The sequence below is a fragment of the Polaromonas sp. P1_E11 genome (assembly GCF_056405995.1).
Map to the genome: position 1 here is coordinate 302,913 of NZ_JBFUBA010000003.1, position 15,132 is coordinate 318,044.

Annotated in this window: 17 protein-coding genes and 1 pseudogene; 2 read left to right on the plus strand and 16 right to left on the minus strand. The window is 60.2% G+C overall.

Annotated elements, in window-relative coordinates:
- Positions 1 to 188 precede the first annotated feature (188 nt).
- Positions 189 to 731 (plus strand): hypothetical protein, encoded by a 543-nt coding sequence (locus AC1D11_RS15235; RefSeq protein ID WP_477651155.1) that lies wholly within the window; start codon positions 189 to 191, stop codon positions 729 to 731.
- Positions 732 to 759: 28 nt separating this feature from the next.
- Here AC1D11_RS15235 and AC1D11_RS15240 read toward each other — a convergent pair.
- The 15 genes and pseudogenes from AC1D11_RS15240 to AC1D11_RS15310 all read right to left on the minus strand — a co-directional run.
- A pseudogene (locus AC1D11_RS15240) lies at positions 760 to 2,679 on the minus strand (propionate--CoA ligase); the annotation flags it as partial.
- A 27-nt stretch (positions 2,680 to 2,706) separates the two neighbouring features.
- On the minus strand, positions 2,707 to 3,684 hold the full coding sequence (acuI, locus tag AC1D11_RS15245) for an acrylyl-CoA reductase (NADPH) (protein WP_477649446.1): 978 nt from the start codon (positions 3,682 to 3,684) through the stop codon (positions 2,707 to 2,709).
- 391 nt (positions 3,685 to 4,075) lie between these two features.
- Positions 4,076 to 4,498: an SgcJ/EcaC family oxidoreductase gene (locus tag AC1D11_RS15250; protein WP_477651156.1), complete on the minus strand. Its 423-nt coding sequence runs from the start codon at positions 4,496 to 4,498 to the stop codon at positions 4,076 to 4,078.
- A gap of 106 nt (positions 4,499 to 4,604) precedes the next feature.
- Entirely contained in the window at positions 4,605 to 5,276 is a 672-nt protein-coding gene (locus AC1D11_RS15255) for a glutathione S-transferase family protein (RefSeq protein WP_477649444.1), read from the minus strand.
- 96 nt (positions 5,277 to 5,372) lie between these two features.
- Positions 5,373 to 5,768 (minus strand): NAD(+)--rifampin ADP-ribosyltransferase, encoded by a 396-nt coding sequence (gene arr / locus AC1D11_RS15260; RefSeq protein ID WP_477649443.1) that lies wholly within the window; start codon positions 5,766 to 5,768, stop codon positions 5,373 to 5,375.
- 89 nt (positions 5,769 to 5,857) lie between these two features.
- Positions 5,858 to 6,247 carry a hypothetical protein gene (locus tag AC1D11_RS15265; protein WP_477649442.1) on the minus strand — a complete coding sequence of 130 codons (390 nt, stop codon included), beginning with the start codon at positions 6,245 to 6,247 and terminating at the stop codon, positions 5,858 to 5,860.
- Positions 6,248 to 6,360: 113 nt separating this feature from the next.
- Positions 6,361 to 6,579, minus strand: a complete 219-nt coding sequence (locus tag AC1D11_RS15270) for a hypothetical protein (protein WP_477649441.1) — start codon at positions 6,577 to 6,579, stop codon at positions 6,361 to 6,363.
- Between the two features lie 353 nt (positions 6,580 to 6,932).
- Complete coding sequence (locus AC1D11_RS15275) at positions 6,933 to 7,295, minus strand: energy transducer TonB (protein WP_477651466.1); 363 nt, start codon at positions 7,293 to 7,295, stop codon at positions 6,933 to 6,935.
- 62 nt (positions 7,296 to 7,357) lie between these two features.
- Positions 7,358 to 7,729 (minus strand): hypothetical protein, encoded by a 372-nt coding sequence (locus AC1D11_RS15280; protein ID WP_477649731.1) that lies wholly within the window; start codon positions 7,727 to 7,729, stop codon positions 7,358 to 7,360.
- A gap of 177 nt (positions 7,730 to 7,906) precedes the next feature.
- A complete protein-coding gene (locus AC1D11_RS15285; RefSeq protein WP_477649730.1) occupies positions 7,907 to 8,710 on the minus strand; it encodes a hypothetical protein in 804 nt (267 codons plus the stop codon).
- 68 nt (positions 8,711 to 8,778) lie between these two features.
- Positions 8,779 to 9,402, minus strand: a complete 624-nt coding sequence (locus AC1D11_RS15290; RefSeq protein WP_477649729.1) for an isochorismatase family protein — start codon at positions 9,400 to 9,402, stop codon at positions 8,779 to 8,781.
- A gap of 42 nt (positions 9,403 to 9,444) precedes the next feature.
- A complete protein-coding gene (locus AC1D11_RS15295) occupies positions 9,445 to 10,068 on the minus strand; it encodes a TetR/AcrR family transcriptional regulator (protein WP_477649728.1) in 624 nt (207 codons plus the stop codon).
- Positions 10,069 to 10,335: 267 nt separating this feature from the next.
- The gene (locus AC1D11_RS15300; RefSeq protein WP_477651157.1) at positions 10,336 to 11,343 is read right to left on the minus strand and encodes a Bug family tripartite tricarboxylate transporter substrate binding protein; all 1,008 of its coding nucleotides are present in this window, start codon (positions 11,341 to 11,343) and stop codon (positions 10,336 to 10,338) included.
- 75 nt (positions 11,344 to 11,418) lie between these two features.
- Entirely contained in the window at positions 11,419 to 11,790 is a 372-nt protein-coding gene (locus tag AC1D11_RS15305) for an AtuA-related protein (RefSeq protein ID WP_477649726.1), read from the minus strand.
- Positions 11,787 to 13,190, minus strand: coding sequence for an acyclic terpene utilization AtuA family protein (locus AC1D11_RS15310; protein WP_477651162.1), 1,404 nt, complete (start codon positions 13,188 to 13,190; stop codon positions 11,787 to 11,789). The genes AC1D11_RS15305 and AC1D11_RS15310 overlap by 4 nt, the downstream gene beginning before the upstream one ends.
- Before the next feature lie 91 nt (positions 13,191 to 13,281).
- Here AC1D11_RS15310 and AC1D11_RS15315 point away from each other — a divergent pair, with 91 nt between their 5' ends.
- The gene (locus AC1D11_RS15315; protein ID WP_477649733.1) at positions 13,282 to 14,268 is read left to right on the plus strand and encodes a LysR family transcriptional regulator; all 987 of its coding nucleotides are present in this window, start codon (positions 13,282 to 13,284) and stop codon (positions 14,266 to 14,268) included.
- A 21-nt stretch (positions 14,269 to 14,289) separates the two neighbouring features.
- On the opposite strand, the gene AC1D11_RS15320 is transcribed toward AC1D11_RS15315, so the two are convergent.
- Positions 14,290 to 14,844, minus strand: a complete 555-nt coding sequence (locus AC1D11_RS15320; protein WP_477649724.1) for a hypothetical protein — start codon at positions 14,842 to 14,844, stop codon at positions 14,290 to 14,292.
- Positions 14,845 to 15,132 lie beyond the last annotated feature (288 nt).

The following is a 15,132-nucleotide window of genomic DNA, read 5'->3' on the forward strand; positions in this document are numbered from 1 at the left end:
GGCAGGCCCCCAAAAGTCAGCTACTACCCGAAGGCCTTGCGGGACTCATGCTACGACTGCACCTTGAGGGGTATCCGGGTAGAAACCCTTGGCTGAAACAAAGTGTCGAGAAGTTTTCTCAACATGAGACATGAAGGGCGCGCCCGCTGTGCCCTCTAGAATCTGCCAACACTCATGGCCATTAAGGCTTGATTCACCTGAACTTGGAAGCCAAGATGATCCGACGCACGCTGGCAGGAATACTTTTGATTGCAAGCGCCTGCACTTGGGCCAATCCCCCTGCAACGCCTTCTACGCCACAGCCTACCGAAGTTCAATTGCAGGACCCCATGCCGGGGCAAGCACTGCTGTATCTGGTGAGAATTTCCGGGGATACAGAGACCGTTACGGTGTCGGTGGACGGTGCAAAGGTGGCCACTCTGCCGCAAAACAGCTATACCGCCATCAGTGTCGCGCCAGGTACCAGGCGGCTCTCGGCCGCCACAGCTGCCGGACAAGAGCGCGTCACAGAGATTACGGCGCAAACGGACGAGCGGCGGTTTTTCTACTTGCTCGCGCCCTTCTCACGACCGACAGGAGACTTCTCCCTCATGTTTGGTTTGCTCGGTGCCATTGTTCACGAAACCATTAACCGCCCCGTTGCGACCAATGGAAACCGTGTCTGGACCGAGACCCAGGAACCCGAAGCGAAAGGCATGATGGTCGGCACCACACTTGCCCTGCCGGACTAAAGCAAATGGAAGTCTGCGCAGTAGCGCTCTACCCCGCCACCCGATCTCGAATCTGCTGCAACGCCGCCGGGTCATCCATCGTCGTCAGATCCCCTGGGTCCCTGCCCTCGCACACGGCCTGAATCGCGCGGCGCAGCATCTTGCCGCTGCGGGTTTTGGGCAAGGCTGACACGAAGTGCACGCGCGACGGGCGCGCGACGGCCCCCAGATCACCGTCCACGCGTTTCATGACCTCGCCTTCAAGCTTCATCGCCGCTGCCTTGTCGGCCAGCACGCTCGAATCTTTGGGCACGGCAAAAGCCATCGCCACCTGGCCCTTGAGCTGATCGGCCACACCGATCACGGCTACCTCGGCGACGCCGGCATGGCCTGAAATGCTTTCTTCAATCTCGCGCGTGCCCAGGCGGTGGCCTGCCACGTTGATGACGTCATCGGTGCGGCCCAGGATGAAGTAGTAACCGTCTTCGTCGCGTATGCCCCAGTCGAAGGTGCTGTAAACCATCTTGCCGGGCACGCTCTTCCAGTAGGTGTTGACGAAGCGGGCGTCATCTTTCCAGATGGTCTGCATGAAGCCGGGCGGCGTCGGGCCTTCAATAACGACCACGCCTTTTTCATTGGGCTGCGTTAATTCTTCGCCGGTGGACTCGTGCAGGATCTTGACCTTGTAGCCGTACATGGGCACGCCGGGGCTGCCGAACTTGCTGGCCTTCTTTTCAACGCCGTTGGCAATCGTGATGATGGGCCAGCCTGATTCAGTCTGCCAGTAGTTGTCGATGATGGGCACGTTCAGGCCGTCGCTGATCCAGCGGGCCGTCGGCTCATCCAGCGGCTCACCGGCCAGGAAGAAGGCGCGCAGGCTGGAGAGGTCGTGTTTTTTCAGCAGGGCCGGGTCCTGCTTTTTGAGTACGCGCACGGCGGTGGGCGCGCTGAACATGCCGGTGACCTTGTATTTTTCGACCAGGCTCCACCAGATCGCGCCATTGGGCTGCTGGTCCATGCCCTGCGTGGGCAGGCCTTCATACATGATGGTGGCCATGCCGGCGATCAGCGGGCCGTAGATGATGTAGCTGTGGCCCACGACCCAGCCGATGTCGCTGGTCGAAAAGTAGGTTTCGCCGGCGCGGCCGTCAAAGATGTGCTTCATGCTGGCGGCCAGCGCCACGGCATAGCCGCCGGTGTCGCGCTGAACGCCCTTGGGCTTGCCGGTGGTGCCGCTGGTGTAAATGGTGTAGCTGATGGCGGCGGAGTCCAGCCACACGCAGTGCACCAGCGCGTGCATGTACTTGGCGCGCAAATTTTCCCAATGCAGATCGCGCCCAGCCACCATGGGCATGGGCGCCAGGCCGCGGTCAACCAGCAGCACGGCCTCGGGCTGGTGTTTTGACAGGCGGATGGCCTCGTCAAGCAAAGGCTTGTACGCCACCACCTTGCCGCCGCGCGAGCCGGCGTCGGCGCTGATGATCACGCGCGGCGTGGCGTCGTCAATGCGCGAAGCCAGTGAGCCGCTGGCAAAGCCGCCAAACACCACGCAGTGGATGGCGCCTATGCGCGCGCAGGCCAGCATGGCAAAGGCGGCCTCGGCAATCATGGGCATGTAGATCAGCACGCGGTCACCCTTGACCACACCCATGGCCAGCAGGCTGGCAGCCATGCGCTGCACTTCGGCGTGCAGCTCGGTGAAGGTGTAGGTTTTTTCAATACCGGTTTCGCTGGAGACGTAGATCAGCGCGGGCTGGTCTGGCCGGTCTTTCAGGTGCCGGTCTACCGCGTTGTGGCACAGGTTGGTTTGCCCACCTTCAAACCACCGGGCAAACGGCGGATTGTCGTCATTGCAAACGCGGGTGAAAGGCTTGTGCCAGTCGATCAGTTGGGACTGCTCGGTCCAGAAGGCGTCGGGCTGGTCTGTGGACTGGCGGTAGAAGTCTGCGTAGCTCGTCATGTCTCGTCTCCGTTTTTGTTTTCTCGGTCGCTTTGTTTATATTTTGACGACGATGCGGCCGCGCACCTTGCCCGACATCAAGTCGGCCGCTTTTTCTGCCGCTTTCGCCATCGGAATCTCTTCCACCATGGCCTCGAGCCTGGCAGTGTCCAGGTCTTTTGCCAACCGGTCCCAGGCCTGCTGGCGCTTGGCCAGCGGCGCCATCACGCTGTCTATGCCTGCCAGCGTCACGCTGCGCAGGATAAACGGCATCACCGTCGCGGGGAAATCCGCGCCCTGCGCGAGCCCGCAGGCCGTGACCACGCCGCCGTAGCGCGTTTGCGCGCAGGCGTTGGCCAGCGTGTGCGAGCCCACCGCGTCCACCACGCCCGCCCAGCGTTCCTTTTGCAGCGGCTTGCCGGGGGCAGACAGCTCGGCCCGGTCGATCACGCTGCTGGCGCCGAGCTGCTTCAAATAGGCTTCCTCGCTGGCCTTACCGGTGGCGGCCACGACGGTGTAGCCCAGCTTGCCCAGCAAAGCGACGGCCACGCTGCCCACGCCACCGGTGGCGCCCGTCACCAGCACCTCACCTTCGCCGGGCTTCACGCCGTGCTGCTCCAGCGCCAGCACGCTCAGCATGGCGGTGTAGCCTGCGGTGCCAATTGCCATGGCCTGGCGGGTGGTGAAGGCTGCCGGCAGCTTCACCAGCCAGTCGCCCTGCAGGCGCGCCCGCTCGGCCATCAGGCCCCAGCGCGTTTCACCCAGGCCCCAGCCGTTGTGCACAAAGCGGTCACCGGCTTTCCAGCCGGGGTGGCTCGATTCGAGCACCGTGCCCGCACCGTCAATGCCCGCCACCATGGGCCAGCTGCGCACCACCGGCCCCTTGTTGGTAATGGCCAGACCGTCCTTGTAATTGAGGGTGGAGTACTCGACCTGCGCCAGCACGTCGCCCGCCGGAAGCTGGGCCTCGTCGGTGTCGGTGATGGCCGCTGAAAAGCCGGCGTCGGACTTGGTGAGCAGAAGTGACTTGAACACGGCGTTGTCTCCAGATGGGTTGTTGTCGCAAGGCCAGAAACGCTGAAAAACCGGCGAAACTGAATTCTTAATTATGGATAACGGGCTTTCAGGAGACTGACGATGCCCCTGGCATGCCGGGCGATGCTATTATTTTTATAGCTGCTTGCGCCCGCCTCTATTGGTCTGCAGCTACTTTTCGTGCCTGAATAACGTGCGTTTTGCCTTCCCTGGACCTGTTTTGGGCGCTTTTGGACTGCTTTTGGGCCTCAGGGGCATGCCTGAAGGCAGATTTTTGCCGTTTTTCAGAACAAAATTAGCCCGCAAGCCAATAAGGGCCAGCGCGAGCAGCTACTCTTTTAATAGCAAAAGACTCGACTGACAGAAGGCGCTCTGTCAGCTCCAGACTGCGCTAGCCGCGCAAGATCGCCTCACCGGTCCGCGGGTTTACAAGGGTCACATTTTCAAGCGCCCGAATGCGCCAGATGTCGTCCTGTTTTGTCAGCACTGCGAGGATCAGTGTGTCCACCACGTGGGGCCCGGCCGGGTGGCTGGCGCCGGCAGCCAGGCGGCTCCAGAAATGGACGACCGCCGCCCCGTCTGCAATATGGGCGACATCGATCAGCTCGTTCTGGAGTGTGGAGTCGCGGTAGATTGTTTCGTGAATCGGAACGTGCAGCGCCACGATCTCTTCAACGCCCCGGACATAGTGCCCGAAGCGATTCACGAACGTTGCGTCCTGATCGAACAGTTCACCGAGAGCCGTCATGTCGTGGCCATTCCAGGCGACTTGAAATGCACCGGGCGCATCTTCAGGTTTTTTTATCCTGGTCATAGGTTTGGTCCAAGGTCTCCCGGACTACTACGGCGCTAGGCATTTGGCATGAGGGCGGCTGGAGGCAAGCGAAGCTTGCCGGAAAACTTCCCCCTCGATGGAAGGATTAGGCCGCACTGTTGCCGAAAGCATGCGGCTCATATTGAGTCACGGTACGTTGCACACTTGCGCGGGTGCCAAGCCTCGCGAGCCACTCCGCCACAGCACGATGTTCGCCAATGGCTGTTTGTCCCTCAGGGGCAAGGGAGAAGTAGCGAAGCATCGGATAGGCGTGCAGATCTGCGAGAGAGAGGGTGTTGCCGGCAAGGAACGGTGAATCTCCGACAAGAGCCGCAAGCGCTTCAAGGGCGATGCGGGACTCTTTCAATGATTTGGCAACCAGAGATTCATCGGTGGAGCCGCCTGTCATGGGCAGGCGAACCCTTTGGACAAAGACTCCCCACACCATCGGCCGATAGGCGTAGGAGTCAAGCATCCCGATCACTTGCGCCATACGCGCCCGCTCACTCGGCGTTGGCGGTTGCAGCGATGGGCCGGGGAATGCCTCATCTACGTAACGGCAGATTGCCGCCGTCTCGTAAATCGACAGATCTCCGTGACATAGCACGGGGATCCGTCCAAACGGATGGCGCCTGGTGTGGGCCGCAGGCACGCCACCTGGACCGAAGATGTCGACCTCTTCGATTCGATAAGGCACGGCTTTCTCTTCGAGCGTGAGACGGGCGATCCGCGTATACACGCTGCGCGGCAAGCCATAGAGAGTTATGGTTGATGACATGGCAAAGCAAATGACCGTGCGGCCTCACGTAAAAATAATCAGGCTACCACTTTTGCGGCGAAACCTCAGATACTCTTTTCACAGGGAAGTCTCACATCAATTGATGATTTTTCCCATGCCATTCTCTATGCGATCTCTCAGTTGTTGAATGAACTGTGAGTCATAGGGTTCCCAGCTTTCGAGTTCGCCAACAACCTTGACAGGCAGCTTGCTTCGATAGGACCGCGTCGGGTTGCCCGGGAACTTCTTGTCTGTGACGTTGGGATCGTTCTCATATTCCCCCGTCGGTTCAACGATATAGACCCGCGGCCTGCCGCTGCCTTTGGCTATTTCTGCTGCAAGCCCGGCGCCTTTGGGAAGGGCTGTGAAATAGATGTGGTTCATCACAACGCTTTCATCGTAATTCGATTTAAAGCCTGGTGTCAGCAGCTCGCCTGTCTGCAATTCGGCTTTTGTGCCGTGAAAAAAAGGGCCGGTGTCCAAAGCTGTCATGGTTGTTAAGTGCAAACGGGGTTGATGCTGGAGGCGCCTGACGTTTGACTTAAGCGAGTGGCCGCAGGCCAGTCCGCTTGAAGGAAGAGTTAGGCACCATCGTCAAGAGGCCCAGGAAATCCTCGCCGAAGCTTTGAAATTGCCTCATATGATCTTGCGCCCGCCCAGATTGAAAGAAGGCAAAACAGCGTCGTTCCACTATTGAGAACATGGTTGCCTATAGCCAAGCCAACTACTCCCAATGCGAGTGCCAAAGAAAAAAGCGCTGCTGCCCTGCTCCTGCGACGACCTACGAGATAGGCGCAAAGTGCGTTGAGCACACCTACGATCAACATTGCATACGCGCCAACAAAAACCGCAGAGAGAATATCCACCGCCGCGATGACGTAAAGTGCTTTGGAGGCGTCGCGGATCATCGCTTCCGCCTGATACGGAGATTCAATCTTCGACAGGAAGGCGCGGTCGGTTGAGTCTTGCATGCTATGTCTATTTTGGAGGCACTTGACATCTCACATAAGCGGCACTGCACGACGTCCGTTGGAATGACGGGTCAGACGACATTGGCGATGGCCAGCAGTCCGATGCAAACAACTCAGTTTGCAATGGGAAAGCGTAGAGCGAAGATGATGTAAAGGCCTAAGGCGATCTCGCCCAGGCCGATAAGGATCGCTGGAAGCCCTTCAACGATACGCTGCTCATTGCTATCTTCATTCCACGTGAATTTGGCTTCCCGGCGCAGGACACTCTTCACGCCAGCGGCGATGGATGCGAGGCCAAACAGCACAACGACGACTTTTAGAAGCAGTGCCATGAGCTGCCTAACGCAATTCAGACCGCAAAAGCTGCGGTCCAACTTGACTGCTATGGTTTAACTTGGACATCGAATCCTCCCAAATCCTCTTGTTTTGGCATTACAGCAAATACGCTGGATTTTTGTGCCTGTACAAAGAATCCCATAAAGCCCTGCTTTCACTGCAGTTGATCCGTCTGCCTGATCAGCTGAGGGAGCGGTTTTGATATCCGCACTATAGCCTCTGCACCAAGAAATTTTGCGTGTAGCGGTTACGTTTTTTATCCACTGGCATGACTTGAAGCATCCGCGCGACATGGGTACCACGGGGGTTGACGATCTTTAGCGGGAAAATCGTATGCCACGCCAGCCAGCTACTCAAGAACGTACTTGATCGGCAGATCCACCCAGGAGTCCACGGCACGGCCCGACTTTGTTCTGRCCGGGTTGAACCTGAACTTTTTCACACCTTCGATTGCGGCAGCATCCAGCGTGGCAAAACCCGAGCTTTGACGGAGCCGCACCTCGCCGGCGTTGCCATTCGCCAAAACTTCCACTCGCAATCTGACAACGCCCTCCTCCATAAGACGACTGGCACGTGCTGGATACGCAAGCCTTGGCGAATCGGCCTGGCTGGCAGGCCGCACAATTTCATCCGGGCCGGTGACACAAGCTGTCAGCGCCATCGACAGAGGGAAAAGGAAGAAGATGCAGAAAATGCGAAACAGGTATTTCATGGGGTACCGGTATGGATTGCAACTGGACAAAATTCGAACGCCAGCCAGGCGGTCAAAAAGCCTCATTGATAAAGCCAGCTTAGAACCTGGCTGAAAAATACCACGGGAATCCTGCAAGCAAGACTGTTATGAAGCCCGAACCAATTGCACGCAAACCAGCCAAACGGCATGAGCAGCATCAGCAAGATGAAACCGTCCGTCAAATAGGCGGAAGGCCTTCTCTTTCGGATCTGGATGATGAGATCAATCAGGAACGCGCCGAGCATCACGAAGGTCATGAAGCCCAGAAGAATGGCGATTCCCAGGCCAGTATCTCCGTGGTGTTCTTGTGTGCGCGCGTACTCGAACGCACTTCGCGCATACAGGTACACAAAGAATAACGGCGCGATAAACGCCAGGAGCCGAGCGGCTACCGGCAGTACGTAATTTCTCATTGGAGGTCTAAAGCCTGAACGCAGGCGCACCATGAAGCGACTTCGGCATAAATGAATCGTTAAGCCGAGCTACCGGCCAGGTCTGCCTTGACAAAGAGATCATGATCATCCGGGATGCAGCTTGCAATTCATTTGATGGGCAGTGGTTTCCATCTTTCTCACTTGATTCGGATCGGCTCAGTTTCGCAGCACCTTGCAGTCGGCGGCGCTGGTGAGTGAAGGGCCTGCGACCAGGTAGAAGAGCGGCAACGGGCTGACTTTCTTTACGTTGCCAGACAGGAAACCGCAGCCGAGAAAGGCCTCTGGATTCGAGAACTTGTACCGGATACCCCAGCCCGTCACGAAGTACACAATCTCCTCCTGGCCAGGGATTGAGACTATATTGTCGAGCAACTCTCCCACACCCTGTGGAGCCCCTTCGCCTTCGCGTGTCACTACCGCGAAGCTCAAGCGACGCGCCGTTCGGCACGCGGTCGCGTCCGGCAGCGCGATACCGTTATTCATCGCCTCCAACTCCTTGGGCGAGATCTTCTGGACGTCGCTCCAGCGGAACCCACATCCGAGGAAAGCATTGGCGTTGGCAATCAGGTGCTTCGTCCCGTCCGGAAGCACGTAGTACACCTCCGGTCTGCCATCAACCATTACCGGCGCGCGATCGGCCGGCGCCTTCTGAACGGGACGCAGTCCGCGGACCATCTCGCAGGTCGGCACATCCGAAAGGGGGTACATGCGGATCCTGAACGCATAGTCGAGCCACTCCTGTTGCACCGTCACCACATCGGTCCACTTGAAGCCGCAGCCGAGGAGTGTTTCCGGATTCACGAAAGGATAGATTGGTCCGTCGGCCAGGGCCAGGTAGACCGTGGGACTTCCCTGCACGGTGACGACCTTGTCGTTCTCATGCGCTCGTGCGCTATCTGGAGCGCCAAGACATGCAGCAGCGGATAGGGCAAGCGCGACCACTAGATAAAGCTTTTTCACATGCCCCTCCCATTTTTTAGTTTTGAGAGACCGCAAGCTGCGGCCACAAGCGTCTTCTATTGCGTCTTCTATTTAACCAACCCCAGCACATCCCTGAACACTTCATGCTCCGCCGTGCGCAGCCACTCAAAGGCCACCATCTCGGTCGTCACCAGTTCGGCGCCGTTGCCGGCGAGGCGGTCAAACGCTGCATCGCGGTTGCGCTCGGTGCGTGAGCTGCAGGCGTCGGTGACCACCCAGACCTCGAACTCTTCTTCCAGCAAGTCCAGCGCGGTCTGCATCAGGCAGACGTGGGCTTCGCAGCCGGCGATGACGATGGTGCTTCTGCCCTCTTCCGGCTCGGGCGCCGGTTTTTGCAGGTGCTTGGGCAGGCTGCGGGCATTTCCGCCTGTGGGTGCCTTGCGCACCGGTGGGCGCAGCAGGTCGCCCAGGCCATCGGCCACGGCGCTGAAGAACATCTTGTCCATGGTCTTGCCGCCAGCGGCTTCAATGGCGGCCTGTAATTCGGGCACGGTGGCGCCCAGGCTTTCGGGGTTTTCTTCGGTGCCCCACACCGGTACATCCAGCAATTTGGCCATGCGGGCCAGCTTGACGGCATTGGCCATGACGAGGTTGCCTTCAAAAATGGCGGGCATCAAAAGGGTCTGGTAGTCGACCAGTACAAGTTGGGAGTCGTCGGCGTCAAGCAGCATCGGGGGTCCTGGGGAAATTCTGGAGGCGTTCTGGAAAGAAGATCAGGCCGGGCTGCGCTGCAGGCGCTCCACCAGGCCGATCACATAAGCGTCGAACAGCAGCGTGGCGTCCTGCCCGAACATGCGGATGCGACCGGTATGTTGGAGAAGCAGCAAGCCCATGCCATGCGCGAACAAAGCCGTATTTTCGCGCAATGCGTCTTCGGCGTTCAAACCCATGGCCCGCAAGGCGGCTTCGCAGGGCCGCAAGGCGTCATGAAGACGGTCATTGAGCCGCTGGTTCAGCTCAGTGCCGAGCCCGCGCGGGCGCATGCCCTGCATGAGGTAAAAACCCAGGTCCAGGTCGCGCGGGTTGGCCGCAAAAAAACCAAACCAGGCGCTGGCCTTGGCTTCCAGCACCTCAGCCGGGCCGCCCTGCGCCTCACCCGCAGACGCCACCACGCCATGGAGGCGCTCCAGGCATTCGGCCAGCAAGGCGCCGTAAATGGCTTCCTTGTTTTCAAAATAGGAATAGATGGCCCCGGCGGTGTAGCCCGCCTCCTTGGCAATCTCGCGGATGCTGGCGCCGTCAATGCCCAGGCGTTCGAAGACGGATCGGGCGGCGTCCAGCATCAGGGTTCGGCGTAAATCGTTTTGGACCTGCTGGCGATCTATTCGGGTTTGCATCGCCAGAATATAGGCGTGAAAGCCGTTTATCCAGCGTGCGATTTCCGGTGAAAATTAACGCTTGTTCTAAAAATTAAACATTGTTTAGATTCAGCGGATGACGCCAGAAGAGCCGCCACCATCGCACTTTCCTCTCGTCACATGATCGGCCTGGCCTCGCCTGCCGCCAAGCCGGCCAGCCTGATCAGCTACTCTTTTGATAGCTGCTTGCGCCCGCCCACAAAGGGCCGGAGGCGCATTTAATTCAAATCCAGCCCCCAAAAGGTGTTATTCAGGCTCGATTCCCGCGGCCTTGATGATCTTTCCCCATTTCAGCGTTTCCGCCGCCTGAAACTTGCGCAAGTCTTCCGGGTTGCTGGTGAAAATTTCGGTGCCGCTGGCCTGGTAAAACGGTGCAGCCGAAGGGCTGCGGGCTGCCTTGACCAGCATGTCGCTGAGCTTGGCCACCACATCGGCGGGCGTGCCGGCCGGCGCATAGGCAGCAAACCAGTAGGTCATTTCATAACCCTTGACGCCGGCTTCTGCGATGGTCGGCACCTCGGGCGCCAGCGGTGAACGTTGCCGGGTGGAAACACCCAGCGCCTTGAGCTTGCCGCCCTTGACCTGCGGCAGGCCGGTCGCCATGTCGGTGATCATCATGTCGATCTGGCCACCCAGCAGGTCCGTCACCGCGGGGGGGTTGCTTTTGTACGGAATGTTCAGGATGTAGGTGCCCGTCATCTGCTTGAACTGCTCGCCCGCCACGCGGCTGGACGAGCTGCCGCTGCCGAAAGACAGCTTGCCGGGTTTCGATTTGGCCAGCGCAATGAACTCCGCCACGCTGTTGACCGGCAGCGCCGGGTTGACCACCATGATCTGGCCGCCGCGGCCCAGCGCGGTCAGCGGTGCGAAGTCCTTGACCGGGTCGTAAGGCAGCTTTTTGAACAGGTGCTCATTGGCCGACTGCGTGGTGTTGGTGGTGATAAACACGGTGTAGCCGTCGGGCTTTGCCTTGGCGGCTGCCTGGGCGCCGATGAAGCTGTTGGCGCCGGGCTTGTTGTCCACCACCACGCTGACTTTGCTGTCATTGGTCACGGCCTGGCCGATGGCGCGCGCCAGCTGGTCGGTTGCGCTGCCGGCCGCAAACGGCACGACAAAGGTGATCGGCTTTTCAGGAAAGCCCTGCGCCTGAGCCGCCTTGGGCACGGCGAGGGGCGCGATGGCCCACAGCGCGGCAATGCCGAGCATGGCGGGGCGGATGCGGCTGTGGACGGATTTTTGAGTGGCGGTTTTCATGTTGTCTCCTGATGTTGTGATGAGGCGTATCTGACGTTGTTGATCTCGTCTTGGTGTCCTGGTGAATCGGTTCCGTTAAAAAGCGTGGTCTCCCCCGGCGAGCAGGCTCGCCAGCGCTGCGGGCACTTCGATAGGTAAATCCAGCAGCCAGAATGAAAGCGACTTGCCGTGCGTGTCGAGGTTGAGCGCGTCATTCACGCCGCCGTCGAGCACGTCGTCGAGCACAAAGTTCAGCGCGCCCAGCAAAGGCAGCTCAAACCGCTGCACACGGCTGGGCTTGCGGTGGGCAAAGTGGTGCGCCACTTTGGCTTCGCTCAGCTGCTGCAAAAGAACGGGATAAAGCTCAGCGTGCCAGGCAATCACGCTGATGTTGGACCGGTTGCCCTTGTCACCCGTTCGACCGTGCGCGGCGCGGTACAGCGGGACCGTGATCATGGCCTGGCTCATGCGACCTCTCCTGCGGTATCGAGCATCCTGAATGACACCTTCACAGCGTCTCGGGGCACCAGGCAGGGCAAGGTGTTGAGCCTTGGTGTCAGTGCCGTGCGCACGCCGCCGCCGCCGGCCGGGCCGCAGCAGTACAGGGCGGTGACTTCCCGCGTCAGCCGCTCGGCCTCAAGGCGGTCAGTGTGTGTGGCAGCCACGCGCAGGCGTACATCGCGCGCGTCTCCGGCCGGTGTTGCGGCCAGCAAGCTGCCGGCGTCGTCACCCATGACGCTGAGCGCGCCGATCAGGTCTACCCGCAGCGCCAGGGCTGGCAAGCGCCGGCGCAGCACATCGGCAGCCAGGCGGGCGCGGGCCTCGGCGCGCGGGCCGGCGTACGAGATTTCACCTTCGGCCAGCCAGCCGCCCTCATGGCAAAGGTTGACCTTCAGGCTGGGTGGCCGGGCACGGCCGCGCACGCCGCTCAGCGCCACGCGGTTGGGGCCAAGCTGTTCAATCTGCGCTGCGCTGATGTCGGCCACCACATCGGGTGTGAGGTAGGCGGCGGGATCATGCACTTCATACAACAACTGCTCCTTGACGCTGGCAAGGTTCACCAACCCGCCGGTGTTGGCGGCCTTGCCGATGATGCAGTTGCCGTCAGCAGTGATTTCGGCAATCGGGTAGCCGATGGCGTGCAGGTCGGGAACGTCCTTGTAGCCGGGGTCTGCAAAATAGCCGCCGCAAACCTGCGCCCCGCATTCCAGCAAATGGCCGGCCATGGTGGCGCGCGCCAGCCGGTCCCAATCATCGGCACGCCAGCCAAAGTGCGACATCGCAGGCCCGACGGCGAGCGATGGATCGGCCACACGGCCCGCCACCACAATTTGCGCGCCGGTGTCCAGCGCAGCGGCAATCGCTTCAGCACCGATGTAGGCATTGGCGCTGACCATGCGGATGCCGTCCATCGCGCTGCCCAGTTGGGCGCGCAGCAGCTCGCGATGCCGTTCTTCCGAGAGGTCGTCACCTTCGACCACCGCAATACGCGGTGCAGCCAAACCCAGCTCCCGGGCCATGGCCTGGATATGCCGCGCCGCGCCGATCGGGTTGGCCGCACCGAAGTTGCTGACGATGCGAATGTGGTGCTGCAGGCAGCGCGCCAGTACGGGACGCAGCATGTCGTCCAGCAACGGCTCAAAGCCAGCGCCGGGGTCGGCGCGGCGGCGCAGTTGCGCCAGTGCCAGCGTGCGTTCAGCCAGCGTCTCGAAAATCAAAAAAGCCGGCCCGCCCCGCGCGATCAGGGTGTCCACCACCGGGCCGGCCGCATCCACACGGTCACCCGAAAAGCCGGCCGCGCAACCGATCAGCAGGTTGGCGGGCGGTGTGGCAATAGGGGCGGCAGCGACAGCGGTGGTAGAGGTCATCATGGCCAAGCGTTGAATGCCACGAATTTAAGCCCCAGCCTTTTATTTGTAAAATGCAAAATTCCTATTGATTGACTTGAAAAGCAGATTAATGGCCGCGCCCATCACCAGCCCGAAAAATACGGCCCGCCTGCCTGCACGCAGCCCCAACCTGTCGACGCGCCAGCTGCGGGCATTCCTGGCGCTGGCCGAGCTGAGCAGCTTTACCCGGGCCGCTGCCGCCTGCCACCTGTCGCAGCCTGCGTTCAGCGCGCTGATCCAGACACTGGAAGCAGAGCTGAACACCCGGCTGTTTGACCGCGACACGCGCAGCGTACAGCTGACAGCGGAAGGTAGATTGTTTGAAGCGCCGGCTCGGCAGCTGCTGGGTGACTTCAGCGCCGCGGTGGGTGAACTGAGCGACCACGTCGAGCGCCGCAAGGGACGCGTGCATGTGGCGGCCCTGCCCTCGCTTGCGGCGGGCTGGTTGCCTTCCATCTTTGCGGAGTTCGGGCAGGCTTGGCCCGGTATTGACCTCAACCTCAGCGACCTGCTGTCTGACGCCTGCATCGAACTGGTACGCAACGGCAAGGCCGACTTCGCGCTTGCCTCAACAGGCGCCACGCATGCGGGCCTGACCACGCAGCTCCTGTGCACCGACCGTTTTCACCTGGTCTGCCGCACGGACCATCCCCTGGCCACAGAAAAAGTATTGACGCTGAAGAAACTGGCAGCCTTCCCGTTTATCCACATGTCGCGCAACAGCAGCGTGCGGCAGGCGCTGGACGCTGCGCTGCGCCCGTTGCAGACCCATACGGTGCTGGAAGTGGACCAGCTGGCAACAGTAACCGGCATGGTCGAGGCAGGCATCGGCATCAGCGTGGTGCCGGCGCTCACGCTCTTTCACTTTGAGCGAAAAAACCTGCTGACGCGGCCGCTGGCCACGCCTGGCCTGTCACGAAAAATTTATGCCGTGCGCCGGCAGGAAGGCAGCCTTTCGGTGGCAGCACAGGCACTGCACGACCTGGTCATGGAACGCATGAAAGCGTGGCAACCCGGGCTGCAGCAGCTCAAACGCCGCAAACCCGGAAAGCCTTAGGGCTTCAGGACTTTTTAGGGCTTAGAGCGAGCCCAGATCCTGCACGGCATCCACCACCATGCTGGTACCCAGCGCAATCAGCAGGATGTCGGTGGCGACACGCACATACTTGTGGCCTGAGGGCGGAGGGCCCAGACGCACCACCACCGATGCAGGCACCGGGTAATACACCACGCCCGCAGGCAGCGGTTGCCCGATGGCGTATTTTTTGGCCTGGCCCGGGGGCATGCAGCCGTTGTTTTTCTTGGCAAGGCCCGGAGGGCAATGGCCGGACTTGAACTGTTTGCCGTAGTAGTCCTGAAGCACCACACGCTGCTCGGGAACAAAATAGCCGCCGACCCTGACGTCTTCGTGTTTCTTGCCTTTGGATTTCTTGTCTTTTTTGCCGCCGTGGTCGTCCTGGTCCGACTGCTCCACCTGGCTGTGCTTGCCGCCCTTGTCCTTGTTCTTGCCGCCGCCGGCCCATTCGGGTTTCTCGGCAAAGCTTGTGGAGCACATCAGTGCACCTGCCATCAAAAGTGCCAGGCTGCGGCTGGTCAGGCGCAAACCTGTTGTCGGTGTGTGTGTTGTTGTCATCGTGGTTCTCCAGTGGTTTTCAGTACAGGGCTCGCCGGACACAGGCAACAAGTGCACAGCGTCCCTTTTTCAACGGCGGCCTGCGGTTGCCGTTGACAGGGCATTCACCTGCCCCGTTGCACTCTGCGGGCACGCCCATACGGGCATGCCGGCACACGCAGAGCTGCACAATTCTGGCGTTGAAACACAGCATGGGGGTGTAAGGAAACAAGCTGTTTCACAGTCATACGTTGTCACGTCTCAGGAGGTCTGGCGTTTCCTGCCGGTCACAATTACGACAGGAGAAAA

Coding starts and splice junctions, on each gene's coding strand:
- AC1D11_RS15250 (WP_477651156.1), bottom strand. CDS start 4,498: ATGACCAGGATAAAAAAACCTGAAGATGCGCCCGGTGCATTTCAAGTC.
- AC1D11_RS15255 (WP_477649444.1), bottom strand. CDS start 5,276: ATGTCATCAACCATAACTCTCTATGGCTTGCCGCGCAGCGTGTATACG.
- arr (WP_477649443.1), bottom strand. CDS start 5,768: ATGACAGCTTTGGACACCGGCCCTTTTTTTCACGGCACAAAAGCCGAA.
- AC1D11_RS15265 (WP_477649442.1), bottom strand. CDS start 6,247: ATGCAAGACTCAACCGACCGCGCCTTCCTGTCGAAGATTGAATCTCCG.
- AC1D11_RS15270 (WP_477649441.1), bottom strand. CDS start 6,579: ATGGCACTGCTTCTAAAAGTCGTCGTTGTGCTGTTTGGCCTCGCATCC.
- AC1D11_RS15280 (WP_477649731.1), bottom strand. CDS start 7,729: ATGAGAAATTACGTACTGCCGGTAGCCGCTCGGCTCCTGGCGTTTATC.
- AC1D11_RS15290 (WP_477649729.1), bottom strand. CDS start 9,402: ATGCTGCTTGACGCCGACGACTCCCAACTTGTACTGGTCGACTACCAG.
- AC1D11_RS15295 (WP_477649728.1), bottom strand. CDS start 10,068: ATGCAAACCCGAATAGATCGCCAGCAGGTCCAAAACGATTTACGCCGA.
- AC1D11_RS15300 (WP_477651157.1), bottom strand. CDS start 11,343: ATGAAAACCGCCACTCAAAAATCCGTCCACAGCCGCATCCGCCCCGCC.
- AC1D11_RS15305 (WP_477649726.1), bottom strand. CDS start 11,790: ATGAGCCAGGCCATGATCACGGTCCCGCTGTACCGCGCCGCGCACGGT.
- AC1D11_RS15310 (WP_477651162.1), bottom strand. CDS start 13,190: ATGACCTCTACCACCGCTGTCGCTGCCGCCCCTATTGCCACACCGCCC.
- AC1D11_RS15315 (WP_477649733.1), top strand. CDS start 13,282: ATGGCCGCGCCCATCACCAGCCCGAAAAATACGGCCCGCCTGCCTGCA.
- AC1D11_RS15320 (WP_477649724.1), bottom strand. CDS start 14,844: ATGACAACAACACACACACCGACAACAGGTTTGCGCCTGACCAGCCGC.